Source organism: Mesorhizobium sp. BR1-1-13 (genome assembly GCF_020165515.1).
Classification (GTDB): domain Bacteria; phylum Pseudomonadota; class Alphaproteobacteria; order Rhizobiales; family Rhizobiaceae; genus Mesorhizobium.
In genome coordinates this window covers 30,104-53,681 of record NZ_JAIUIH010000020.1, presented here as the reverse complement: position 1 = coordinate 53,681, position 23,578 = coordinate 30,104, and the positions used below count along the sequence as shown (strand labels likewise).

Annotated in this window: 21 protein-coding genes; 12 read left to right on the top strand and 9 right to left on the bottom strand. The window is 63.9% G+C overall.

Translation table 11 applies throughout. The features are described 5' to 3' along the window. Positions 1-47: 47 nt before the first annotated feature. The 3 genes from LB533_RS29155 to LB533_RS29145 form a co-directional block, all read right to left on the bottom strand. Positions 48-563, bottom strand: coding sequence for an endonuclease domain-containing protein (locus LB533_RS29155; RefSeq protein ID WP_224678810.1), 516 nt, complete (start codon positions 561-563; stop codon positions 48-50). A 2-nt stretch (positions 564-565) separates the two neighbouring features. Beyond that, entirely contained in the window at positions 566-2,062 is a 1,497-nt protein-coding gene (locus LB533_RS29150) for an FAD-linked oxidase C-terminal domain-containing protein (protein WP_224678809.1), read from the bottom strand. Positions 2,063-2,222: 160 nt separating this feature from the next. Beyond that, on the bottom strand, positions 2,223-3,545 hold the full coding sequence (locus tag LB533_RS29145) for a DUF3422 family protein (protein ID WP_224678808.1): 1,323 nt from the start codon (positions 3,543-3,545) through the stop codon (positions 2,223-2,225). A 210-nt stretch (positions 3,546-3,755) separates the two neighbouring features. On the opposite strand from LB533_RS29145, the gene LB533_RS29140 reads away from it, so the two are divergent. Genes LB533_RS29140 through LB533_RS29130 form a run of 3 tightly spaced genes read left to right on the top strand, consistent with a single transcriptional unit; the run spans position 3,756 to position 6,528 of the window. Next, positions 3,756-4,559, top strand: a complete 804-nt coding sequence (locus LB533_RS29140) for a FadR/GntR family transcriptional regulator (protein WP_224678807.1) — start codon at positions 3,756-3,758, stop codon at positions 4,557-4,559. A gap of 25 nt (positions 4,560-4,584) precedes the next feature. Beyond that, positions 4,585-5,721: an alpha-hydroxy acid oxidase gene (locus LB533_RS29135; protein WP_224678806.1), complete on the top strand. Its 1,137-nt coding sequence runs from the start codon at positions 4,585-4,587 to the stop codon at positions 5,719-5,721. 39 nt (positions 5,722-5,760) lie between these two features. Continuing rightward, the gene (locus tag LB533_RS29130) at positions 5,761-6,528 is read left to right on the top strand and encodes a metallophosphoesterase family protein (protein ID WP_140642508.1); all 768 of its coding nucleotides are present in this window, start codon (positions 5,761-5,763) and stop codon (positions 6,526-6,528) included. A gap of 41 nt (positions 6,529-6,569) precedes the next feature. Here LB533_RS29130 and LB533_RS29125 read toward each other — a convergent pair whose 3' ends face one another. Continuing rightward, positions 6,570-6,710 carry a hypothetical protein gene (locus LB533_RS29125; protein ID WP_181165325.1) on the bottom strand — a complete coding sequence of 47 codons (141 nt, stop codon included), beginning with the start codon at positions 6,708-6,710 and terminating at the stop codon, positions 6,570-6,572. 281 nt (positions 6,711-6,991) lie between these two features. Continuing rightward, positions 6,992-7,690, bottom strand: a complete 699-nt coding sequence (locus tag LB533_RS29120) for a type 1 glutamine amidotransferase (protein WP_224678805.1) — start codon at positions 7,688-7,690, stop codon at positions 6,992-6,994. Positions 7,691-7,778: 88 nt separating this feature from the next. On the opposite strand from LB533_RS29120, the gene LB533_RS29115 reads away from it, so the two are divergent. The 4 genes from LB533_RS29115 (at position 7,779) to LB533_RS29100 (ending at position 11,917) form a co-directional block, all read left to right on the top strand. Continuing rightward, complete coding sequence (locus LB533_RS29115) at positions 7,779-8,426, top strand: hypothetical protein (RefSeq protein WP_224678804.1); 648 nt, start codon at positions 7,779-7,781, stop codon at positions 8,424-8,426. Between the two features lie 31 nt (positions 8,427-8,457). Further along, positions 8,458-9,192 (top strand): 16S rRNA (uracil(1498)-N(3))-methyltransferase, encoded by a 735-nt coding sequence (locus tag LB533_RS29110; protein ID WP_224678803.1) that lies wholly within the window; start codon positions 8,458-8,460, stop codon positions 9,190-9,192. 238 nt (positions 9,193-9,430) lie between these two features. Continuing rightward, positions 9,431-10,804: a glutamate--cysteine ligase gene (locus LB533_RS29105; RefSeq protein WP_224678802.1), complete on the top strand. Its 1,374-nt coding sequence runs from the start codon at positions 9,431-9,433 to the stop codon at positions 10,802-10,804. Between the two features lie 99 nt (positions 10,805-10,903). Then, a complete protein-coding gene (locus LB533_RS29100; RefSeq protein WP_224678801.1) occupies positions 10,904-11,917 on the top strand; it encodes a DUF937 domain-containing protein in 1,014 nt (337 codons plus the stop codon). A gap of 451 nt (positions 11,918-12,368) precedes the next feature. Here the strand turns inward: LB533_RS29100 and LB533_RS29095 are convergent, their stop codons facing one another. Further along, complete coding sequence (locus LB533_RS29095; RefSeq protein ID WP_224678800.1) at positions 12,369-12,659, bottom strand: DUF1127 domain-containing protein; 291 nt, start codon at positions 12,657-12,659, stop codon at positions 12,369-12,371. 234 nt (positions 12,660-12,893) lie between these two features. Between LB533_RS29095 and LB533_RS29090 the strand changes: the two genes are divergently transcribed. The 3 genes from LB533_RS29090 (at position 12,894) to LB533_RS29080 (ending at position 16,686) form a co-directional block, all read left to right on the top strand. Next, complete coding sequence (locus LB533_RS29090) at positions 12,894-13,850, top strand: LysR substrate-binding domain-containing protein (protein WP_140552395.1); 957 nt, start codon at positions 12,894-12,896, stop codon at positions 13,848-13,850. Between the two features lie 76 nt (positions 13,851-13,926). Beyond that, positions 13,927-15,558, top strand: a complete 1,632-nt coding sequence (gene xseA / locus LB533_RS29085) for an exodeoxyribonuclease VII large subunit (RefSeq protein ID WP_140642494.1) — start codon at positions 13,927-13,929, stop codon at positions 15,556-15,558. Between the two features lie 9 nt (positions 15,559-15,567). After that, entirely contained in the window at positions 15,568-16,686 is a 1,119-nt protein-coding gene (locus tag LB533_RS29080; RefSeq protein WP_140642492.1) for a P1 family peptidase, read from the top strand. Positions 16,687-16,739: 53 nt separating this feature from the next. Here LB533_RS29080 and LB533_RS29075 read toward each other — a convergent pair whose 3' ends face one another. From LB533_RS29075 to LB533_RS29065, 3 genes are all read right to left on the bottom strand, one after another. Beyond that, positions 16,740-16,991 carry a DUF768 domain-containing protein gene (locus LB533_RS29075; protein WP_140498383.1) on the bottom strand — a complete coding sequence of 84 codons (252 nt, stop codon included), beginning with the start codon at positions 16,989-16,991 and terminating at the stop codon, positions 16,740-16,742. Positions 16,992-17,398: 407 nt separating this feature from the next. After that, a complete protein-coding gene (locus LB533_RS29070; RefSeq protein WP_224678799.1) occupies positions 17,399-18,088 on the bottom strand; it encodes an SDR family NAD(P)-dependent oxidoreductase in 690 nt (229 codons plus the stop codon). Between the two features lie 325 nt (positions 18,089-18,413). Further along, on the bottom strand, positions 18,414-19,433 hold the full coding sequence (locus LB533_RS29065) for an isopenicillin N synthase family dioxygenase (protein WP_224678798.1): 1,020 nt from the start codon (positions 19,431-19,433) through the stop codon (positions 18,414-18,416). A 475-nt stretch (positions 19,434-19,908) separates the two neighbouring features. Here LB533_RS29065 and LB533_RS29060 point away from each other — a divergent pair, with 475 nt between their 5' ends. Together LB533_RS29060 and LB533_RS29055 are read left to right on the top strand one after the other, a co-directional pair. Further along, positions 19,909-21,663: an ABC transporter ATP-binding protein gene (locus LB533_RS29060; RefSeq protein ID WP_411970914.1), complete on the top strand. Its 1,755-nt coding sequence runs from the start codon at positions 19,909-19,911 to the stop codon at positions 21,661-21,663. Then, complete coding sequence (locus tag LB533_RS29055; protein ID WP_224678796.1) at positions 21,663-23,555, top strand: ABC transporter ATP-binding protein; 1,893 nt, start codon at positions 21,663-21,665, stop codon at positions 23,553-23,555. Before LB533_RS29060 ends, LB533_RS29055 begins: the two co-directional genes overlap by 1 nt. Positions 23,556-23,578: the final 23 nt, after the last annotated feature.

Genomic DNA, 23,578 nt, shown 5'->3' with positions numbered 1-23,578 from the left:
GGGGGGGTGTGGGGGCGCGGGCGAAGCCCGAGACGGAGAGGGGGCTATCATAGAGCGCTATCTCCTATGCTCTTGGCAGCGAAAACAAACCTCAGATCTGCTGCAACCACATCTTCAGAAAGCCGTCCTTCCAGCGCTGCAAAGATCGTCTCGCAAACGCTCCTCGTGTCCTTCAACACATCAAGATTCCAGAAACGCAAAACCGAGAAGCCTGCGTTACGCATAAATTCGTCACGCCGCCTGTCGTAGCTGCTTTCGGCGTGCTGGCTGCCGTCCAACTCGATAATCAATCGTTGTTTTCGACACGCGAAATCCGCGAAGTATGGACCGATGGGCATCTGGCGAACGAATTTGTATCCACTCAGCTTTTTGGCTTTCAGCTCATTCCAGAGGGTTGCCTCCGCCTGGTTGTCACCGTGGCGAAGCGCTCGTGCGCGAGCAATCTTTTCCGGCGAGCGGCGGCTTGGCACATCGGCCGCAGGCCCCCTCTCCGTCTCGGGCTTCGCCCGAGCCACCTCTCCCCCGCTTTGCGGGGGAGAGGAACCCCCGTTCTGATAGGCCATCCTCAAAACCTCGGAATGTCCGGAAACGCCACCCGTCCGCGATGCACATGCATGCGCCCCAGCTCCGCGCAGCGGCGCAGCTGCGGGAACACCTTTCCCGGGTTGAGCAGGTGGTTGGGATCGAAGGCGCATTTGACGCGCATCTGCTGGTCGAGGTCGATCTCGTTGAACATTTCCGGCATCAGGTCGCGTTTCTCGACGCCCACCCCATGCTCGCCGGTCAAGACGCCGCCGACCTTGACGCACAGCCGCAATATGTCGGCGCCGAAACTCTCGGCTTTGTCGAGTTCGCCCGGCAAGTTGGCGTCATAGAGGATCAGCGGGTGCAGATTGCCGTCGCCGGCATGGAAGACATTGGCGACGCCGAGCCCGTATTTTTCGGAGAGCTCGCGCATGCCGGCCAGCACGCGCGGCAGTTCCTTGCGCGGGATGGTGCCGTCCATGCAGTAGTAGTCGGGCGAGATACGGCCGACCGCGGGGAAGGCTGCCTTGCGCCCTGCCCAGAAGCTCAACCGCTCCTGCTCCGACTGCGAAATGCGGCAGGTGGTCGAACCGTTGCGGATGGCGATCGCCTCGACCGCGGTGATGAGATGATCGACCTCGACGCTGGGCCCATCGAGCTCGACGATCAGCAGCGCCTCGACATCCAGGGGATATCCGGCATGGACGAAATCCTCCGCCGCATGAATCGCCGGGCGGTCCATCATCTCCATGCCACCGGGAATGATGCCGGCGCCGATAATGTCGGCGACGCATTGGCCACCCTGCTCGCTGGTCGGGAAGCCGATCAGCAGCGCACGTGCCGTCTCCGGCTTCTTCAAAATGCGCACGGTGACTTCGGTGACGACGCCCAGCAGGCCTTCGGAGCCGGTCATGACGCCGAGCAGGTCGTAGCCTTCCGCGTCCAGATGCCTGCCGCCGAGCCGCACCACCTCGCCGCTCATCAGCACCATCTCGATGCCGAGCACATTGTTGGCGGTCAGGCCGTATTTGAGGCAGTGCACGCCGCCGGAATTTTCGGCGACATTGCCGCCGATCGAGCAGGCGATCTGGGAAGATGGGTCGGGTGCGTAGTAAAAACCCTCCTGCTCGACGGCCGTGGTGATGCCGAGATTGGTGACGCCCGGCTGGGCGACGACGATGCGATTGGCGAAATCGATCTCGATAATGCGGTTGAAGCGGCTCATGACCAGGAGCACCGCGTCCTCCAGCGGCAGCGCGCCGCCCGACAGCGAGGTGCCGGAGCCGCGCGGCACGACGCGGATGTTGCGGTCGTTGCAGTATTTCAGCACGCGCGAAACCTGCGCCACCGTTTCGGGCAGCACCACGACCAACGGCAATTGCCGGTAGGCGGTCAAGCCATCGCTTTCGAAGGCGCGCATTTCATTGGCCGCGTCGACCACGCCCTCGCCCGGCACGATGATGCGCATGTCGGCGACGATCTCGCCGCGCCGGCGCATCGTGGCGTCGTCTGGCTTGGGCATGGCAAGGCCGGACATCGGCAGCCTCATCTCGCTTGACTGGTCAAAATCTTTTACCAGTGAAGGGCGGCGGTTGCAAATCCCGCTTTGACCGAGAGCGAACACGGACGCAACGGCGCCTTCCGCAGCGGCAATCTGCCGCTGACGCGCTTTACCCCTGTGGGAAGTAGAGGCGCTCCTACTCGCCCGGATGTTTCGCCGGCTCGGAATGCATGCGCCGCACCCGCCGCACGCCCCACCAGACCAGCAGGATGGCCAGCGGCACGCACGCCGCCGTGACCACTTCGGGCGCGAAGGCGTGGCCGAAGATCGAGGCACCCTTGGCGACATAGCCGACGAGGCCGACGACATAGTAGGAAACGGCCGCGACCGACAGGCCTTCGACGGTCTGCTGCAGGCGCAGTTGCAACCGGGCGCGATTGTTCATCGAGGCGAGCAGGTCGCGGTTCTGCTTCTCGACCTCGACATCGACCCAGGTGCGCAGCAGCGTGGTGGCGCGCGTCAGCTTGCGCGACAGGTTGGCCTGACGCTCCTCGACCGAACGGCAGGTGCGCATGGCAGGCGCCATGCGCCGCCGCAAGAACCCCGCCCAGGTGTCATATCCCTGTACGGCTTCTTCCTCGAGCGCTTCCAGCCTTTCGCCGACGATGCCGTCATAGGCACGGCTGGCGCCGAAGCGGTAGAGGCTCGACGCCGCGTCGGCCTCCAACTCAGCCGCGAGTTCGGTCAGGTCGGCAAGCAATTTCTGGCTGTCGCGGGTTTCGGCGAGTTTCATCTCCAGCGTGATCTGGGCCAGCCTGTCCTCGATACGGCGGGCGCGGCCGGACAAGGCCAGGGCCAGCGGCAGGCCGAGCATGGCCAGCGTGCGGTAGGTCTCGATGTCGATCAGCCGCTGCGACAAGGCGCCGGTGCTGGCCGGCGTCAGGGCGCGGTCAAGGATCAGCATACGGGTCAGGCCGTCGCCATCCTGGCGGAAATCGGTGACGATTGCTGCATTGCCGCGTTCGACCAGCGAATAACAGAGGCTGGTCGGATCGAAGCCGGCGATCGACCGCTCGCCCGCCTGCGTCCATTTGCGGATCTCGAGCCGGATGCCTGAAATAACGGTTCCGGGTGGAGAAAATCCGTTGCCGAACGGCGAATCCTCCTGGCCCTTGCCGCCTTCGGCAAGCGGCCCTTCCCACAGATAGGTGGAGAATTCGGTATGCCGCTCCCAGCGCAGCGAGCCCTGGCCCCATCTCATGGCGTGATGGCGGGCCTGACGGTCGGGCGCGGCTATGCCGAGCCGGCGCGACAGCTCGGAAAGCACCGAATGATCGACGCCGGCGCCACCCTCGGTCATGAAGGCGAGCTGGATCAGCACACGCGGCTTCTCGATCAGCGGGTGCGGACGGGCATGGACTTCGCCCAGCGCACCAGGTCGTCCCTCATGCGCCGGAAAGCCGAGCACGCTGCCCTTGGCGCGCGGCTGAAATTCGAGATTGGACGGGTCGTGCGACACGGCTTGTTCCCCGGGTTTCTTTGAACCCTCTTGCAGTTGCGTCCTCTAGAGCCCATAGGCCGGTGACGCAAACAGCAAAGTTTAGCCGAAGACGATATGGGCGCGAGCGGGGAAGCCGACACGCTTCGACCAATTGGATAAATAATTTGACCAGTTGGCGACGCTGGCTTTATCTTGCGCGACACCGGTTCAGCACTCCCAGGCATGCCGTTGAGCGACATTTTTTCCAGGATCGAGCACTCGCGAACCGCCGACGAGGTGGTGCAGCAGATCGAAAGCCTCGTCCTCGAAGGCGTGCTGCGCACCGGCGACCGGCTGCCTGGCGAGCGCGAGCTGGCGCGCCAGTTCGATGTGTCCCGGCCGATCCTGCGCGACGCGCTGAAGGCGCTCGAGGGACGCGGCCTTTTGACGACGCGGCCGGGCGGCGGCACATATGTCGCCGACATCATCGGCCAGCTGTTCACCAAGCCGGTAGCGGACCTGATCTCGACTCATCGCAAGGCGGTGGCCGATTATCTGGAGTATCGCCGCGAGGTGGAGGGGATCGCCGCCGAATATGCGGCGCGGCGCGCCACGCCGGAGGACCTGGCCCTGCTCGACCGCATCATGGCACGCATGGACGAAGCGCACCGCACCGGGGATTTCGACGACGAAGCCGAGATCGACGTCGAGTTCCATCATGCGATCTGCGAATGCGCGCACAACATCCTGCTCCTGCATACGCTGCGCTCCTGCTATAGGCTGCTGTCGGAAGGCGTGTTCCAGAACCGGTTGCTGGTGTTCACCGTGCCCGGCGCGCGCGATGCGCTGCTGGCCCAGCACCGGGCGATCCACATCGCGGTCAAGGCCGGCGACCCGGCCGGCGCGCGGCAGGCGGCGATGGACCACATGATCTATGTTGAGCGGTCGATGGCGCAAGCCGAGCGCAGCGGCGACTGGCAGCGCGTATCGCGGCTCAGGCTCAGGCAACGCTCTGAAGCCGGCGATGCCGACCCGGCGCGCAAACGCTCCTGAACGATATCGATCAAGCGGGGACACGATGAGCGACATTCTCACCATTGCCGACCTCAAGGACCTGGCGCGACGGCGCGTGCCCAGAATGTTCTTCGAGTATGCCGATTCCGGCGCATGGACCGAGAGCACCTACCGGGCCAACGAGGAGGACTTCCGGAAGATCAAGTTTCGCCAGCGCGTGCTGGTCGACATGAGCAACCGCTCACTGGAATCGACCATGATCGGCGAGAAGGTGGCCATGCCGGTAGCGCTGGCCCCAACCGGCCTGACCGGCATGCAGCATGCCGATGGCGAGATGCTGGCGGCGCAGGCGGCCGAGGAATTCGGCGTGCCGTTCACCCTGTCGACGATGAGCATCTGCTCGATCGAGGATGTCGCGTCGGTGACCAAGAGGCCGTTCTGGTTTCAGCTTTACGTTCTGCGCGACAAGGACTTCGTGCTCGATCTGATCGACCGGGCAAAGGCGGCGAAATGCTCGGCGCTGGTGCTGACGCTCGACCTGCAGATCCTCGGACAACGCCACAAGGATGTCCGCAACGGACTTTCGGCGCCGCCCAAGATGACGCTGGCCAACATTGCCAACATCGCGGTCCGTCCGCGCTGGTGGATGGGCATGGCCGGCACGAAGCGCCGCACGTTCCGCAACATCGTCGGCCACGCCAAGGGCGTCGGCGACGTGGCTTCGCTGGCGTCATGGACGACGGAGCAGTTCGACCCGCATCTGTCATGGAAGGATGTCGCCTGGATCAAGGAACGCTGGGGCGGCAAGCTGATCCTGAAAGGCATTCTCGACAAGGAAGACGCGTTGATGGCCGCTGAAACGGGCGCCGACGCGATCGTGGTTTCCAACCATGGCGGGCGTCAGTTGGACGGCGCATCCTCGTCGATCATGGCGCTGGAGGAAATCGCGGACGCGGTCGGCGACAGGATCGAGGTGCACATGGATGGCGGCATCCGCTCCGGCCAGGACGTGCTGAAGGCACTGTGCCTCGGCGCCAGGGGAACCTATATCGGCCGGCCATTTCTCTACGGCCTGGGCGCGCTCGGCAAGGAAGGCGTTACCAAGGCGCTGGAAATCATCCGTAAGGAGATGGACATCACACTGGCGCTGTGCGGAAAACGTCTGGTGACGGACATGGGCAAGGACCAGATCCGGCGCTAGCCAGGTCGGCGACGGCCTGATCACGGAGACAGCGATACGTTGGCAGAACCCGACATTCATTTCCTGGACGCGCGCGGACCGGACGGCATGCGGCTCTACGCAATCGGCGATGTCCATGGCCGGCTCGATCTGCTGGCGGCCATGCATCAGCGAATCGAGAGCGAGCTCGAATGGAAGCCGGCTCGCGACTGGCGCGTCATCCACCTCGGCGACTATGTCGACCGCGGACCGGACTCCAAGGACGTCGTCGATTTCCTGATCGAGGCGCGCAAACGCGATCCGCGAAACCTGATGCTCGCCGGCAATCACGATCTCGGCTTTCTCGATTTTCTCGATACCCCTGACCCGGACGGGCTTTTCATGCGGTATGGCGGGGTCCAGACGGCGCTATCCTACGGTGTGCCCCTCGCTGCCGACGCCGGCTGGTTCGGCAGGATGGAGACGCTGAGGCGGGGACATCAGGCTCTGCTCGAAGCCGTACCGCAACGCCATATCGACTTCCTGCGTTCGCTGCCCTTCTCAATCAGCTTCGGCGACTTCTTCTTCTGCCATGCCGGCATCAGGCCAGGCGTTGCCCTGGAGAACCAGAATCCGCAGGATCTGATCTGGATCCGCGACGTTTTCCACGATCACGCCGGCCTTTTCCCGAAGATCGTGGTGCACGGCCATACGCCCGTTCCCGAGGCGGAAGTCATGGCCAACCGCGTTAATGTCGATACGCTCGCCTGGCAATCAGGCATGCTGAGCGCGCTCGTTGTCGAGGACGCCGACAAACGCATTCTGACAATGACAATAAGGGAAGCTTGAGTAGTGCGCGTCGCGGAAACACCCGCGAACGGTCCGGCTATTCAGCGCAGCGAAGCGGTGACGCCGTAACCGTCGACGGCGTTGTGGTTGTTGGCGGCATCGGCCGCATAGATGCCGAGACCGCAAATCACGATGGCGGACATCATGGCAAAGGACAGAAGCGCTGCTTTCACGGACGTCATCTCTTGTTGAGCTTCCTGCATCTGTGCACGAGGCGGTTACCAATGCGTTGAAACCGACAATACGTCTCAAAGTTTCGACGATTTCGCGCTTCTAGGCATGTTCTGTATCGGCGGTGTGTCGCACGGGCCACACAAAGGTCCAGCGCGGTTGCACCGGTGATGCAGAGCGCGCGCCTTCTAGGATGGCGGGCGTACACAAGCCAAGGACGAAACCGGTTTTCCCCAGGCGGATTCACCGCCGCGTGCCAATTTTGCCACGCCCTGGTCCGCAGAGGTGATGCTCAGATCGTCGCCACCCATGCGCGGGCGATGGCCAGGCCGGCAGCATCGGCATCCGGTCCGTTACGGGCCATTTCGCCATCGAGCTTGCCGGCCCAGTCGGGGTGGCGCGCTGCTATAATCGGCGCAAAGGACGAACTCCAGTCCTTCACCAGCGGCCGATCGGCCTCGAAATGGAACTGGAAACCATAGACGGCGCGGCCGACGCGGAACGCCTGGTTCTCGGCGACATCATTGCCGGCGAGCCGCACGGCGTCTTCAGGCAGCACGAAAGTGTCGTCGTCCCACTGAAAGATCGGGAACCGTTCCGGAAGCTCGGCCAGCACCGGATCGGCCTTGGCATCCGGCGTCAGCGACACGCCGCGCCAGCCGAATTCGTTGGCGCCGCCGATGCGGTTCTCGCCGCCGAAGGCGCGGGCAACGAGCTGGCTGCCGAGGCAGATGCCCAGCACGGCGCGGTCCTTGCCGGCGAAATCGCTGATAAGTTCGAGCAGCGCCGGAAAATAGGGATATTCGTCGTCAGCCAGCGCGTTCTGGCCGCCGCCAAGCACCACCATGGCGTCGTGGCCGTTCGCATCGTCCGGCAGCGGATCGCCCTTGTAAGGAAGGCGGATGTCGAGATCGGCACCGGCTTCCGCCAGTGCCGCGCCGACCTGGCCGAGGCCGGTATTGTCGTAGTTCTGGACCACCAGCACCCGCATCGCAAAACCCTGCTGACATGAAAAAGGTGCGGCGAGCGATATCATGGCGCCGGCATTTCAGCCAAGATGCGGGCGCGCGGAGAAAACTATGCCACTGCAAAACCGGGTCGATCCGTTCGGCGCCATCCACGCCGTGCCCGAGCGCGGCCTGTTCATGGGCAATCGCGGCATCATCCACGATCCCGAGACAAGGACGCTGTTGAAAAAACGCTGGGCTCTTCACGCCTGGATCATCTGCGTCTGCGACTTCCGCGACGTGCGGCGCGAGCCGATGGGCCGCAACCGGCCGGGAGGAAAGGCCGGCTGGACCGAGCTGTTCTTCCTCGACGAGGTGACGGCACTGGCCGCCGGGCATCGCCCCTGCTTCTTTTGCCGGCGCGAACGGGCCAAGGACTTTGTGAGGCGCTTCGGCGAAGCCTTCGCCATTGCCGCGCCGCGCGCGCCGCAGGTCGACAAGCGGCTGCACAAGGAACGGCTGGCTTCGGGCGGCAAGCCCCCGGTGGTGGCGGCCGACGAGCTTGCAGGCCTGCCCGACGGCACGATGATCGACGGCGGCGGCGATGCCTACGCCTTGCGTCGTGGCAGGGCGCTGCGCTGGTCGTTCGCAGGATATCGCGGGGCGCGGGATTTCGACGGCCTCGCTGGCCGGACACTGCGGCTGCTGACGCCGCCGACCACCGTGCGCGTGCTGAGGCAAGGCTACGAACCCGTCTGGCATCCTTCCGCCAAGACTTGACGCCAACCGCCGCCTCGCCCATTCCTCGGCGATGCGCGCAAACTACAAGATGCAACGCCTGTTCGTGCCCGACGATCTCGGGCCGGACGCCGAATTCGATGCCGGTCAGCAGCAAAGCCATTATCTCCAGCATGTGCTGCGGCTTGGCGAGGGCGCCGAGATCCTGGTGTTCAACGGCCGCGACGGCGAATGGTCGGCGGCCATCGCGGCCAAATCCAAGAAGGCGGTGAAGCTGAGGGTGCTGGCGTGGCAACGGCCGCAGCCGCCGCTGCCCGATCTCGTCTACTGCTTCGCACCGCTGAAGCAAGGCCGGCTCGACTATCTCGTGCAGAAGGCGGTCGAGATGGGCGCCGGCGTGCTGCAGCCGGTCATTACCCAGCACACGCAAGTGGCCAAACCCTCCCTCGACCGGTTGCGCGCCAACGTCGTCGAGGCGGCCGAGCAGTGCGGCATACTTGCGGTGCCGCAGGTGCGGGAAGCGGAAAAGTTCGAACGCCTGCTGACCGGCTGGGACAAGGAGCGGCGGCTGGTCTTCTGCGACGAGGACGCTTCGACCAACAATCCCCTGCCCGCGCTGCAAGCGGTAAGCGAAAGGAAGCTCGGCCTGCTGGTCGGGCCGGAAGGCGGATTTTCCGACGAGGAGCGCAAGGTGCTGCGCGCTTTGCCCTTCGTCACCGCCATTCCGCTCGGCCCGCGCATCCTGCGCGCCGATACGGCAGCCGTCGCCGCACTGGCGGTGATGCAGGCCACGATCGGGGATTGGTAGGGTTCTTCCTTCTCTTGTGGCTATGGGAAGAGCCGCATCGTTCAATTCCTGTTGACCTCTGGCTCAGGATTTTTCGCTTGATCGGCTACTGACATTTCGTCCATCTAGCGCCGGCGGTCGTCCGGCCGCCCTGCAGTGCCGCGCGTCGACGCGCAAAGGCCGCTGTAGTACTTTGATTTTGGCGCATATCCCGAAAATCGAGGTCGATTTCGGGCTCGTGCGCCGCAGGGGCTTGATGATGGCGCGCGACACAACCGATTTCCGGCCGATCGAAGGCATGGACGAACTCGTCGCGCACCTGGCGGAGGGCAACAAGCCGCGGGACAAGTGGCGCATCGGCACCGAGCACGAGAAATTCCCGTTCTACGTCGACGGCAACGAGCCGGTGCCCTATGGCGGCGAGCGCGGCATACGCGCCATCCTCGAAGGCATGCAGTCAAAGCTCGGCTGGGATCCCATCATCGATGACGGCCGCATCATCGGCCTGGTCGAGCCGACCGGCCAGGGCGCGATTTCGCTGGAGCCCGGCGGCCAGTTCGAACTCTCCGGCGCGCCTCTGGAGACGATCCACCAGACCTGCCGCGAGGGCAACGCCCACCTGGCCCAGGTGCGCGAGATCGCCGAGCCGATGGGCATCCGCTTCCTCGGCCTTGGCGGCAGCCCGAAATGGTCGCTGGCCGAGACGCCGAAAATGCCGAAATCGCGCTATGAGATCATGACGCGTTATATGCCCAAGGTCGGCACCAAGGGCCTCGACATGATGTACCGCACCTGCACGATCCAGGTTAATCTCGACTTCGAGAGCGAGGTGGACATGCGGCGCAAGATGCAGGTGTCGCTGAAGCTGCAGCCGCTGTCGACGGCGCTGTTCGCCAACTCGCCCTTCACGGAGAGCCGACCGAACGGCCTGCAGAGCTGGCGCGGCGACATCTGGCGCGACACCGACAACCAGCGCTCGGGCCTGCTCGAATTCTGCTTCTCGCCCGATTTCGGCTTTGCCGACTATGTCGAATGGGCGCTCGACGTGCCGATGTATTTCGTCATCCGCGACGGACAATATCACGACATGACGCACGTCACCTTCCGTCAGTTCATGGCCGGGGCCGCCCGCAATGAAATCCCGGACGGATTGCCGACGATGGGCGACTGGGCGAACCATCTGTCGACGCTCTTCCCCGACGTGCGGCTGAAGCGCTTTCTCGAGATGCGCGGCGCCGATGGCGGGCCGTGGCGGCGCATCTGCGCCCTGCCGGCCTTCTGGGTCGGGCTGCTCTACGACGAGGCAGCGCTCGATGCGGCCGAGGCGCTGACTTCGAGCTGGACCTATGAGGAAGTGCTGGCGATGCGCAACGCCGTGCCCGAACAAGGCATTTCGGCGCCGTTCCGCAACGCCACGTTGCGCGACATCGCGCGCGACGTGCTCACCATCTCGCGCATGGGGCTGAAGAACCGCGGCAAGAAGAACCGCGACGGCTATGACGAGACCTCGTTCCTCAACACGCTCGACGAGGTCGTGGCGCGCGGCACCACCAGCGCCGAGGAGTTGCTGTCGGCCTACCACACGCGCTGGGGCGGCTCGATCGAGCCGGTGTTCATGGAATACGCCTATTGACCCTCGGCTTCGAGGCGGCCAGGCTCCTGCAAAAGCCGCTTCAATCGGCGGTGGAAACGAATTAGGCTTCTCCGACGAGGATTTCCGGAGGAGAGACCAATGCCTTCCCTGTTCGACATGCTGGCACAAGCCCAGAACGGCAGCGGCATGCAGGCGCTTGCCCAACAATACGGGCTCTCGATGCAGCAGACGCAATCTGCGGTGGAGGCGTTGCTGCCCGCCTTTTCGCAAGGGCTGAGGCGCAACACCGCCGATCCCTATGGGCTCGGCGCCTTCATGACGGCGATGGCGAGCGGCCAGCACGCCAAATATTTCGAGGACGCGACCCGGGCCTTCTCGCCGCAAGGCGTCGATGAAGGCAACGGCATTCTGGGGCATCTGTTCGGCTCCAAGGATCTGTCGCGCGCGGTTGCCGGCCAAGCGGCGCAAGCGACTGGTATCAGCCAGCAGGTGCTGCAACAGATGCTGCCGGCCCTGGCCTCGATGATGATGGGCGGGCTGTTCAAGCAGACGACGAGTCAGATGCAGGCCGGCGGTTTCGGCGGTGGCGGCAACAATCCTCTGGGCGAGATCATCGAGCAGATGATGCGGCAAGGCGGGGGCGTGCAAGCCCCGGCGCCACAACCGCGCCAGGCACCACAGCCGCAGGCCCCGATGGACAATCCGCTCGGCAAGGTCTTGCAGGACATGTTCGGTGGCGGAACGCCGCAGCCACAAAGCCAACCTCAGCCGCCCCCCGATCCCTACGGCGACAATCCGCTCGGCAAGGTGCTGCAGGACATGTTCGGCGGTGGCGCGCCGCAGCCGCAAGGCCGGCCCCAGCCGCAGCAGACCCAGAGCCCCTATGGCGACAGTCCGCTGGGCAAGATCTTCGAGGAGATGCTGCGGCAAGGTGGCGGTGTATCAGGCGGCGGGCAACCGGCGCCGCAGCCTCAAGCTCGGCAGCAACCCCAGGCGCCGCAGCCGCAGACCAATCCGAGCGGCAGGCCGAGGAACCCATTCGACGATCTGTTCGGCAAGATGTTCGAGACCGGAGCGCAGCAGCGCGACGACTACCAGAAGGGCATGGAATCGATTTTCGACCAGTTCAAGCGCGGCATGGATCGGCGATAGTTCGGCAAAAAAGCAATGACCTTAGGTGAATAGTCATCAATGGCTTGATGGGTGCAGCACTGCTCGGCAGTGTCTACTCAGTTTATCGATATGACTTCCTTAACCCGCGTGACGCACCCGGGTATAAAAACATTCGTGACGCCTTAAAGTATGGCAAGCCGCTATCGTCACAATGGAAGCCCTTAGACGAGAGTAATCGCGCCGGCTATGGGATATTCGCTCTATGCCTTTTGGTCTTCGGAATTTTGATCTTTGCCGGTGGACGGCTCATCGAGCTTATTGATCGGTTTTAAGCAAAAAAGAAAAGCCCGGTCCTTGGGAGGACCGGGCAGCGTGCAGGCGAGCCGGCGGGGATCCGGCAGGGAGTGGGAGCCTGCATAACTCTTCAGTCGCGGTAAGCCTCAAAGAGGTTCACAGCGCCCGCGACGGGGGTAGTAACCGGCCGGCGTGATCAGGCCACCTTGCGGGCGATGTCCTCGATGGTTTCGACGCGATCGCTGGCGATTTCGCGCAACATCGCCGTCGGATCGCGGCCAAACGGCACGTCGATGGCGACGTGCAGGTCGGCGCGCGTCAGGCCGATATCGGCAAGCTCGGCGTCCGACATCTCGCCGAGGCGATAGAAGGCACGGCGGTTTTTCCAGGCGCGGTAAGCGTTGGAGACGGTATTTGCCACGCGCGTCGCAACGGCCGGACGCGTGGTGATGCGCGAGGTCTCGGTGGCGAAATCAAACGTGGCCATGTCGGTCTCCTTCAGACTCGAACGGGCAAAACCAGGCAATCGGCGCTTAGCAAACAGCGACCGTTCCGGTTTCGATTCACTTCAAGAAATGCATGTCTTTGGCCCAGAACCGGTGTCCACTTTGGGCGACATGCATTGGTTTCATGTGGACAATGCCAATTTGCCACCACGCGATTGATTAATCCAACGAATGTTTCTAATCTTTAGCATCAACATCAATGATGGATTGAACCGATGAAAGCGCCGCTCGATCTCGATCAGTTGCAGACCTTCATCTCGATTGCCGATACCGGCAGTTTTACGCGTGCGGCCGAAGAGGTGCACCGCACCCAGTCGGCGGTGTCGATGCAGATGCGCCGGCTGGAGGAGCGGATCGGCAAGCCGCTGTTCGAAAAGGAAGGGCGCAGCAACCGACTGACAGAGGAAGGCGACAAGCTGCTTTCCTACGCAAGACGGCTGCTCTATCTCAACCGCGAAACGCTGGCCGCCTTCGACGACCGGCGGCTCGAAGGCACCATCCGCATCGGCACGCCGGACGACTACGCCGACCGTTTCCTGCCCGAGATCATGGCGCGCTTCACGCGTTCCAATCCACGCGTCGAACTGACCGTCGTCTGCGAGCCGACGCCGGGGCTGGTCGAACACATCAAGCGCGGCAATCTCGACCTGGCGCTGGTGACGCATAATGACGTGCGCGGCCAGTCCGAGGTGGTGCGGCGCGAACCGCTGCTGTGGGTCACCTCGGCCAACCACGCCACGCACGAGCAGGAAACGCTGCCGATGGCCTTTGGCCGGCCAAACTGTATCTGGCGGCGCGCCGCCGTCGACGTGCTTGACCAGCAGAACCGCGACTACCGCATCCTGTTCACCAGTTTTTCCGCAACCGTCATCACCGCGGCGGTATTGTCGGGCCTGGCGATCTCGGTACTGCCGGAATGCGCTTTGCGGCCCGGCATGCGGGTGCTGGGCGAAGCCGACGGCTTCGGCGCCCTGCCCGACTGCCGCATCGGCATCATGCGCGGCCAGACCTCGCGGCCGGAGATCGTCGATGCGCTGGCCCGGCACATTTCGGAAAGCCTGGACAATATCTCGGTGCCGCTTGGCGAAGAGACGGGAACGTTCGATTTCGCGGCACTCGCCTTCAGCAAGATGCGGCGAACCAAGCCGAACCAGATCCTGCCGGGCTGGTAGACGATCAGACGCACCGAACGCTGAACCTGAAAACAGCCAGCTTGACGCCGGCGCGCAACCACCCCCCAATCGGCCGATGAGCGAAGCAGCATCCGAATCACGCAGCAACGCCACCGAATATACGGTGAGCGAAATATCAGGCGCCCTGAAGCGCACGGTAGAGGATGCCTTCGGCAATGTGCGGGTGCGCGGTGAAATCTCGGGTTATCGCGGGCCGCACTCCTCCGGCCATGCCTATTTCACGCTGAAGGACGACCGCGCGCGGCTCGACGCCGTGGTGTGGAAAGGCACGATGGGCCGGCTGAAATTCCGCCCCGAAGAAGGAATGGAGGTGATCGCCACCGGCAGGCTCACCACCTATCCCGGCAAATCCAACTACCAGATCGTCATCGACAATCTGGAACCGGCGGGCGCCGGAGCCTTGATGGCGCTGCTGGAGGAGCGCAAGCGCCGGCTGCAGGCCGAAGGCCTGTTCGATGCGGGCCGCAAGCGCTTGCTGCCTTTCATGCCGCGCGTCATCGGCGTCGTCACCTCGCCGACGGGTGCGGTCATCCGCGACATCATCCACCGGATCAAGGATCGTTTTCCGCTGCATGTGCTCGTCTGGCCGGTGCGGGTGCAAGGCGAAACCGCGGGCGCCGAAGTGACCACCGCCGTCAATGGCTTCAATGCGCTGGCATGGGACGGCGTCATCGAACGCCCGGACCTGCTGATCGTGGCGCGCGGCGGCGGCAGCCTCGAGGACCTGTGGGGCTTCAACGACGAGGCGCTGGCCCGCGCCGTCGCCGCCTCCGCCATTCCGGTGATCTCGGCCGTCGGCCACGAAACCGACTGGACGCTGATCGACCTCGTCGCGGATGTGAGGGCGCCGACGCCGACGGGGGCGGCCGAAATCGCCGTTCCGGTGAAGGCCGACCTCGAAGCGACGCTCGCCAGTCTCGGCGCACGGCTCAAGGCGGCGGTTTCGCGCAATTTCGAACGCAAGCGCCAGTCTGTCCGCGCGGCGGCACGTGCATTGCCCTCGCCCGATCAATTGCTGGCGCTGCCGCGGCGCCGCCTCGACGAGGCGACGAGCCGGCTCGGACGGGGCCTCATGGTTTCGACCGAGCGCAAGCGGGGACGCTTCCTTGCCCTGAAACTGACGCCGGCAATGCTGTCGCAGCGAATTGCCGAGGCGCGGCGGACCAACGAGCGCAATCTCCTGCGGGCACAGGGCGCGTTGCGCACGCTGACGAGAGCGCGGCGCGCGGAACTCAATCGCGCCGCCGATCAGTTGCCCAAATGCGCGCGGGCGTCGCTGCAGCGGCACCGGCAGCAATTGGCGGCGCTGCAGGGCCGCATCACCATAGAACCCACGGCGCGGCGGCAACGGACCCAAAGGGATTTCCTGACCGCGCTGACGCGGCGCAGCACGCGTGCGGCATCGCTGAGGCTGGAGCGGCTGCGCAGTCGCGTGGCCCAGGCCGACCGCTTGCTGGCGACGCTGTCGCACAAGGCCGTGCTGGCACGCGGCTTCGCCCTGGTGAAGGATGCCGACGGCGCCGTCGTCAAGCGTGCGGCGGAATTGTCGGCGGGCATGGCGCTGTCCCTGGAGTTCGCCGACGGCACGGCGGATGCGGTCGCGACCAGCGGCTCGGCGCGGCCACGACCGGCCGCCAAACCCGCGACCAAAGCCAAGGAGCCCGGCAGCCAGGGCTCCCTATTCTGAAGCCGTGACATGACAGACAATCCGCATCATCGGAAAACGCCCTCCGGCAAGCCGCGCGCGCGAAGCTTCGGCATCGGCTTCGACGGCACGCCCGGCCCGTTCAACGCGATCACCGACGTGCCCGGCGTGTCGGTCGGCTATTCCACGCTGATTTCAGGCGATGGGCCGCTCGTCGTAGGCCAGGGACCGGTGCGCACCGGCGTGACCGCGATCCTGCCAAGGCCGCGCAGCGCGCTCGCCACGCCAGTCTTTGCCGGCATCTTCAGCCAGAACGGCAATGGCGAACTGACCGGCTCGCATATCGTCGAGGAGACCGGCGCCTTCAACTTCCCGGTCACCGTCACCAACACGCATTCCTGCGGCGTTTCGCGCGACGGCACGCTGCGCTGGATGAGCCAGGTGCTGCCGGCCGCACTCGACAGCGGCTGGGGGCTGCCGGTGGCGGCGGAAACCTATGACGGCTTCCTCAACGACATCAACGGTCACCATGTGACATCAGGGCATGTTGCCGAGGCGCTCGATGGCGCCGCCAGCGGACCGATCGAGGAAGGCAGCGTCGGGGGCGGCACCGGCATGATCGCCTTCGGGTTCAAGGCCGGTTCGGGCACCGCGTCGCGCATCACCGAATGGCAAGGGCGCGCCTATACTGTCGGCGCCTTCGTGCAGGCGAATTTCGGCAAGCGGCGCAATTTCACGCTTCGAGGCCTGCGCGCCGGGCCGGACCTCGTCGAACCGGCGATCCGTGAAGGCACGCCACGCGCCGAAAAAGGTTCGATCATTGCCGTTATTGCCACCGACGCACCGTTCCTGCCGCATCAGATGAAGCGGCTGGCCCGCCGCGTGCCGCTCGGCGTCGCCATGACGGGCGGCTTCGGCTATCACAGTTCCGGCGACATCTTCCTCGCCTTCTCTACCGCCAATCCCGACGCGACCCTGGCCCCACCGGGCCGGATCGCTCGCGCCGAGTTCATCCCCGACACCGACATCGATCCGTTCTTCGATGCCGTGGTCCAGGGCGTCGAGGAAGCCGTCCTCAATGCGATGGTCGCCAACGAGGACATGACCGGGCGCGACGGCAATTTCGTGCCGGCGCTGCCGAAGGCGTGGCTGAAGGAGAAATTCGGCTGAGACAAACACGCGGACCGAATGGTCCGCGTACTCATACAGGTTTGCTTCTGAATTTATTCTGCGGCCTTGCTCGCTGCCTGCTGGTGCTCGTCGGCCTCGGCCGCTTCCTCGAGCCGGGAGGCAATGAGTTCCTGGATATCGCCGACTTCTTCCTGGATATCCTCCAGCGGTATGCCGACCTCGGCCGCCTTGGCAGCGCATTCCCTGGCCAGCGTTTCGGCCTGCTTCTCGATCCTGGCGTGGGACTGGCAATGGACTTTTTCGCCAATCCATCCCTGCAAGAATTCGATGGCGTGCTCACTCATATTGCTTTTCCCTGGCGGCGAAGCCGGTTGGTAATCATAAACGTCGGCATCCGGTGAAGGATGCATGTCCCCATTCCAGCCGAGTCGCCACCGGACGGCAAGCCGATGTCGTCCAAGGTCCACAGAGCCAAAGGAAATAGAGGATTGAAGAACATTTTCTGTTTCTGGGGGGCGGGTATCGTTTGGCGGGAATCCTGTCCCGCCTCGAGAGGCTGCTTCTACTTGCTTCTTACGGTTTTCAGGTCCGTTTGCATCTCAATGGCTGTCACAACAGCTGCCCGATGACGTTGCCGTTTCCGGGCACAGCCATCGAAGCCGCCGCTATATAGTGACATCCCCATGCAATGTCGACTCTCCCCGCCACCGTGCATGGAAGCCGCGCGAAAGCCGCATAGCTCGCCATGCGATCAGAAGGTCTCGACCCAAGGCCTGAGCTCCAGTTCCCAGGTCCAGGCACTGCGGTGCTGGCGATGGATGGAGAGATAGGCTTCGGCGATCGCGTCCGGCAATAGCCGCCGATCCTGAGGGTCGGGAGCCTCTCCCGGCGCGGTCGACGCAATGGCGCCATCGATGATGAAATGCGCGACATGGATGTTCTTGGGAGCCAGTTCCCGAGCCATGGATTGCGCCAGTCCACGCACGCCGAATTTAGGCATCGCGAAACCGGCCGAGCCGGCGAATCCCTTGACGCTTGCCGTCGCGCCCGTGAAGAAGATCGAGCCCGAGCCTTGCGAAAGCATCCGGCGGGCCGCCTGCTGGCCAACCAGGAAGCCGCCATAGGCCCCGACCAGCAAGGCCTGCCTGACAGCTTCGGGATCGAGCTCGGCGAGCGGCCCACGGGCGCGTCCACTGGCGTTGAAAACCACGAGCGACAACGGACCGGTCTCCTCGGCGACGTCAAACAGGCGCTGCACCGACGCGGCATCGGAGACATCTGTTGCCACGGCTTGGGCGCCGGTCTGCGCCAGCAACGGGTCGAGCTTCTCGACGTTGCGGGCGGCCAGCACGACACGAAAACCTTCCCTTGCGAGAAGGCCCGCAAGCGAGGCGCTCAATCCGGGTCCCGCTCCGGCAATGACGGCGACATTGGATGTCATGAGCATCTCTCTTTCGCGGTGGTGACTGGATTGGACAGGTTGCGCCTTCCCAAGTGGAACGCAAGAGAAAGCATTTCCAAGAAAATCGCGTGTCGTCGTGGCGCGCTTTCCAGGCCCCAAAAACTGCTCCCGGCAAAGAAAAATGGCCGGGCGCGAAGACGGCCCGGCCAGAAAGAAGGTCATAACCTTCAGAGGGGAACATCGTTCGGAGGAATGGGAGGAAACCTCGAACGATAATTTTATCTTGAGCCCATTTTCGCGCGCTGGCGACGAATAGGATCCTAAAATCGTGCTGTCCTACAAAAATTTCTACCTGCCGAATGGCTCAGCCTGCCGGGGTCTCGGGCTCAAGCAGATCGGCATAATGACGCCGCACAACGTCGGGATGGGAGCGCAGCCTGCTCTTCAGCACATTGGTTCCGACATCGCGAAACAGCGGATTGTCGGGATCGCTGGCCGGCCCGCGCGCCTGCGCCGCCAGTTCCTCGGGAAGCTCCAGCAGCCGTATCGTGGCATCGAGCCTGGCGCTGAAGAAGAACGGCACCGAGATGCGTTCGACGCCGGCGGGCGGCGTCACGACGCGATGCACGGTGGCTCTCAAATAGCCGTTCGAGGCGAGCTCCAGCAGCTCGCCGATGTTGACGACGAGCGTTCCGGGAATCGGATCCACATCCACCCAGCTTCCGTCATAGTCGACCTGCAGCCCCTTGTTGTCATCCTGGAGCAGCAGCGTCAGGAAGCCACCATCCTTATGCGCCCCAACCCCCTGGTCGCCACCGGTCGCTTCGCGGCCGGGGTAACGCACAATCTTCATGCGATGATTGGGCTCGCCGCGATAGATCGGATCGAAAGCGTCCTCGGCCTGGTCGAGCGACAGCGCGAAGGCCTTGAGCAGGCGGATGGCCACGGCCGTCGCCTTGGCCTGCCAGGCCAGCAGCGCCGGCTTGAGCTCCGGCAATGCTAACGGCCGCTGATTAGGGCCCTGCAGCCGCGTCCAGGCAGGAAGCCCCGGACCTTGCGCGATGGACGGGTGTTCGACGCCGATGTCGAGCTGCTCGCGCCAGTCGGCCTTGCCCTTGGTCAGTTCACCGCCGGCGCGGGTATAACCTCGGAATTGCGAGGAATTGACCATCTCGATCGCCAGCTTGTCGGCTTCCGGCAGGGCAAAGAAAAGCCGCGAAGCGGCGAGTACCTCGCTGATGTCGGCCCATGGGATGCCGTGGCCCGCCAGATAGAAAAAACCGATGTCGCGCGACGCGGAGCGCAGATCCGCCAGAAACGTCCGGCGCTCCGATGCACCTTGTTCGAGACGGCTCAGATCGAGCACGGGCACTATTCTGGGCATATCAGCTCCTTCCCGGGTTCTTTCCGGATGCTGCTTGAAAACTTCACCCGGAAAAACCGGGCCCGTGGATGTGCTGCTCCCTTTTCAGCGGACGAAGCCGCCATCGATGCCTCAAATCTCATGGAGTTAAGCTCGCCGGGAAAGGAACGATCGGCTTTTCGATGCGGCCGGGACGAACAATTTTTCTATTTGGGCGGGCAGCGTGATGATGAGCGCGATCATTGCGCGAAATATGGGCGTGTCATTTCAGGCACAGCGCGAAGCTGTCATTGGCCCTTGAACGGCCGCGTGGGAGGCGCGTAACATCACGCCACTTGAATTTGAGTCTGTTTCATTCGTCCGGGCTAAAGTCCGGATCGGTTTGGATAATTCCTTGAACACGCAAGCAATCGGCAGCGCGGCGGGGCGCGGCAAATCGTTTGCCCATGTGGCGCAAGCCTCCTGGGGCAAGGGCCTTGGCACCTTGCTGCGTATCATGCGCATGACGCTGCGCCATCCCTGGCAGGTCGCCATCACCATCGTCTCGACCTTCATTGCCGCGACGCTGCAGCTTTTCATTCCGCGCCTGCTGGGACGCGCCATCGACCAGGCGCAAGGCGTGGTGGCTGCCGGTGCAAATGCCGCGGCCGAGCAGGCGCTGTGGAATACGGCGCTGACGCTGCTCGTCGTCAGCATCCTGCGCGGCCTCTTCACCATGGCACAGAACTATTTTGGCGAGGCGGTCGGCCATCGGACCGGCTATGAGCTGCGCCTGGCATTCTACGAGAAGATCCAGCGACTGAGCTTCTCCTTCCACGACAAGGTCCACACCGGCGACCTCATCACGCTCGGGCTGCTCGACCTCGACGGCGTGCGCATGTTCTTTTCCACCGGCATACTGCGCGTGGTCCTGCTTGGCGTTCTGATCGGCGTCGGCGCCTATCTCTTGATCAGCACCGATCTCGTGCTCGGGCTCTTGAGCCTGAGCTTCGTGCCGTTCGTCGCCTGGCGGTCTTCGGTTACCCAGCTCAGGCTGCGCAGCACATGGCTGATGCTGCAGGAGCGGCTGTCGGTGCTGAGCCGGGTGATGGACGAGAATCTCGGCGGCATCCGTGTGGTGCGCGCTTTCGCGGCGCAGAAGCACGAGATGGAAAAGTTCGACCGGGCCAAGCAGAACGCGCTGGACCTTGCCAATGAGCGCGTCGATATTCGCGTCAGCAACACCAGCGCCATGAATTTCTCGTTCCTGGCTGCCATGGGCCTCGTGCTGTGGTTCGGTGGCGAGAAGGTGATGGCAGGCCAGATCAGCGTCGGCACGCTGGCCCAGTTCCTCACCTTCATGACCATTTTGCAGATGCCGGTTCGCCAGCTCGGCCTGATGGTCAACTCCTTCGCGCGCGCCTCGACCTGCGGCACGCGGCTGTTCGAACTGCTCGACGTTGAACTCGACATCAAGGATGCGCCTGACGCCAAGGACCTCGTCGTCAGCGACGGCGTGCTGCGCTTCGAGGATGTCGGCTTCCGCTATGAGGGCGCGGGCGAGCGGCCGACGCTTTCCGGCATTTCCTTCGAGGCCAGGTCCGGCGAGACGATCGGTATCGTCGGCCCGCCAGGCAGCGGCAAGTCGACCATCGCACACCTGATCCCGCGCTTCTACGACGTCACCTCGGGCGCTATCACCATCGACGGGCAGGACATCCGCGGCGTCACCCTGCAATCGCTGCGCAAGGCGGTCGGCGTGGTGCAGCAGGACGCGTTCCTGTTCACGACCTCGATCGAGAACAACATCGCCTATGGCAATCCCTGGGCGCGAGAGACCCGCATCGGCCAAGCCGCAGAGTATGCCCAGTTGCACAATTACATCATCGGGCTTCCGGCGGGCTACACCACGGTCGTCGGCGAACGCGGAGCGTCGCTCTCTGGCGGCCAACGCCAGCGCCTGACCATCGCGCGCAGCCTGATGCTGCGACCGTCGGTGCTGGTTTTCGACGATTCTACCGCCGCGATCGATGCCGGCACCGAGCAGCGGATCCGGACGGCGATGAAGCGCTTCGCCAGGGACCGTGTGACGCTGATCATCTCGCACCGGCTGAGCTCGCTGATCCATGCCGACCAGATCCTGTTCGTGGAAGGCGGCCGGATCGTCGAGCGCGGCACGCATGAGGAATTGCTGGCGCTCGGTGGCCGTTACCGCGCGCTTTACGACCTGCAGCTGCGGCCGGACGACGACCGGCTCGAGGGAGCCGCATGATGTCGACGCAGGACGATGACGAGAAGGAAGACAAAAGCGGGCGACCGACAAAGGCGGTCGTCGGCTCGCACCGCGACGAGGAAGAGGTTTTCGGCAAAGCCTATGATCCGCGCATCGTGAGACGCATCTGGAGCTTCGTGAGCCCGTATCAGGGGCGGATTTACATCTCGGTCGCGGCGGTGCTGGTGTTCACGCTGACGCAACTGGCGATCCCGCTGGTCATCCGCTATGCGATCGACCATGGCATGGCGCCGGGCAGGCTCGACCGGTCGGTGATGATCTGGGCGACCGGCATCTTCGCCGTCATCATCCTCATCAACTATGCCGCCAGCCATGTGCAGGAAAGCGTCGTCGGCAAGGTGGCCGAGAACGTGCTGTCGGATCTGCGCCGCGCCATGTTCGGCCACCTCCAGCGTGTCTCGCTGAGTTTCATGGACAAGACCGAGGTAGGCCGCCTGATGTCGCGCCTGCAGGGCGACGTCAATTCGATGCAGGAATTCCTCGAAACGTCGGTCATGTCGGTGGGTGATATCGTGCTGCTGTTCGGCATCATCAGCGTGCTTTTGTGGCTCGATTTCCGGCTCGGGCTGCTGACGCTGTCGACCATGCCGATGCTGTTCATCGTGCGCCTGTTCTGGCTACCGCGCGCCAAGGTCGCCTTCATGGCGGCGCACGAAACCAACTCCATCGCCAACGGCGCGCTGGCCGAAGGCATTCACGGCGTGCGCACGGTACAGAGTCTCGAACGCCAGCACGTCAATTTCGACCTCTATGACGAGAAGGTGCTGTCCAACCTCAATGCGCATCTCAGGTCGGCGAAATACGCGCAGGTGATGGTGCCGATCGTCGACACGCTGACCGGCATCGCCATGGCCACGGTCATCGTCGTCGGCGGCTCCATGGTGCTCTCGCACAATCTCGACGTCGGCATCATGGTGGCGTTCCTGTTCTATATCCAGCGCTTCTTCGACCCGATCCGCTCTCTCACCATGCAGTACAGCGTCATGCAGCGCGCCATGGCCTCGGGGCAGCGCATCTCCGAAGTGCTCGACGTGCCGGTGGAGGTCAGCGACAGGCATGGCGCCATCGCGCTGTCGGGCGACATGGACGGCTCGGTCGAGTTCAGGAACGTCACCTTCGGGTACCGGCAGAACCTGCCGGTGCTGAAGAACATCTCCTTCCGCGTCAATCCGGGCGAGACCGTGGCCCTTGTTGGCCCGACCGGTTCGGGCAAGTCGAGCTCCATGGCGCTGGTGCACCGCTTCTACGACGTCTGGTCGGGCCAGGTGCTGGTCGGCGGGCATGACGTGCGCGACCTCACGCAGGACTCGCTCGGCGAGCAGGTGGCGATGGTGCTGCAGGAGCCGTTCCTGTTCTCCGGCACCGTGCTGGAGAACATCCGCTACCACAAGGCCGACGCCACCCGCGAAGAGGTGGTGCGCGCCGCGCAAGCCGTTGGCGCGCACGACTTCATCGAGGACCTGCCCGACGGCTACGACACCGAACTCGAGCAGCGCGGCGGCAATCTGTCGCTCGGCCAGCGCCAGTTGATCAGCTTCGCGCGGGCGCTGGTGGCCGATGCCAAGATCCTTGTTCTGGACGAAGCCACGGCCAGCATCGATTCCTACACCGAGATGCTGATCCAGAAGGCGCTGATAAAACTGCTGGAGGGCCGCACCGGCCTGGTCATCGCCCACCGGCTGGCCACCATCCGCGGCGCCGACCGCATCATCGTGCTGCAGAACGGCGAGATCGTCGAAAGCGGCAACCACGACCAATTGATGCAAAGGCAGGGCCTCTACGCCCGCCTCTACAACATGAACTACGCCTCGTTCGACGACATTTCGGAAGGCGAGATGGAAATGGACGTGGCCGTCGGCAAGGCGACGTGACCGCGCATTGACCAACGCTGAGC

Coding starts and splice junctions, on each gene's coding strand:
- LB533_RS29125 (WP_181165325.1), bottom strand. CDS start 6,710: ATGACGTCCGTGAAAGCAGCGCTTCTGTCCTTTGCCATGATGTCCGCC.
- LB533_RS29065 (WP_224678798.1), bottom strand. CDS start 19,433: ATGCCCAGAATAGTGCCCGTGCTCGATCTGAGCCGTCTCGAACAAGGT.
- LB533_RS29080 (WP_140642492.1), top strand. CDS start 15,568: ATGACAGACAATCCGCATCATCGGAAAACGCCCTCCGGCAAGCCGCGC.
- LB533_RS29155 (WP_224678810.1), bottom strand. CDS start 563: ATGGCCTATCAGAACGGGGGTTCCTCTCCCCCGCAAAGCGGGGGAGAG.
- LB533_RS29090 (WP_140552395.1), top strand. CDS start 12,894: ATGAAAGCGCCGCTCGATCTCGATCAGTTGCAGACCTTCATCTCGATT.
- LB533_RS29055 (WP_224678796.1), top strand. CDS start 21,663: ATGTCGACGCAGGACGATGACGAGAAGGAAGACAAAAGCGGGCGACCG.
- LB533_RS29120 (WP_224678805.1), bottom strand. CDS start 7,690: ATGCGGGTGCTGGTGGTCCAGAACTACGACAATACCGGCCTCGGCCAG.
- xseA (WP_140642494.1), top strand. CDS start 13,927: ATGAGCGAAGCAGCATCCGAATCACGCAGCAACGCCACCGAATATACG.
- LB533_RS29115 (WP_224678804.1), top strand. CDS start 7,779: ATGCCACTGCAAAACCGGGTCGATCCGTTCGGCGCCATCCACGCCGTG.
- LB533_RS29070 (WP_224678799.1), bottom strand. CDS start 18,088: ATGACATCCAATGTCGCCGTCATTGCCGGAGCGGGACCCGGATTGAGC.
- LB533_RS29135 (WP_224678806.1), top strand. CDS start 4,585: ATGAGCGACATTCTCACCATTGCCGACCTCAAGGACCTGGCGCGACGG.
- LB533_RS29100 (WP_224678801.1), top strand. CDS start 10,904: ATGCCTTCCCTGTTCGACATGCTGGCACAAGCCCAGAACGGCAGCGGC.
- LB533_RS29150 (WP_224678809.1), bottom strand. CDS start 2,062: ATGTCCGGCCTTGCCATGCCCAAGCCAGACGACGCCACGATGCGCCGG.
- LB533_RS29095 (WP_224678800.1), bottom strand. CDS start 12,659: ATGGCCACGTTTGATTTCGCCACCGAGACCTCGCGCATCACCACGCGT.
- LB533_RS29110 (WP_224678803.1), top strand. CDS start 8,458: ATGCGCGCAAACTACAAGATGCAACGCCTGTTCGTGCCCGACGATCTC.
- LB533_RS29075 (WP_140498383.1), bottom strand. CDS start 16,991: ATGAGTGAGCACGCCATCGAATTCTTGCAGGGATGGATTGGCGAAAAA.
- LB533_RS29105 (WP_224678802.1), top strand. CDS start 9,431: ATGGCGCGCGACACAACCGATTTCCGGCCGATCGAAGGCATGGACGAA.
- LB533_RS29060 (WP_411970914.1), top strand. CDS start 19,909: ATGCGCATGACGCTGCGCCATCCCTGGCAGGTCGCCATCACCATCGTC.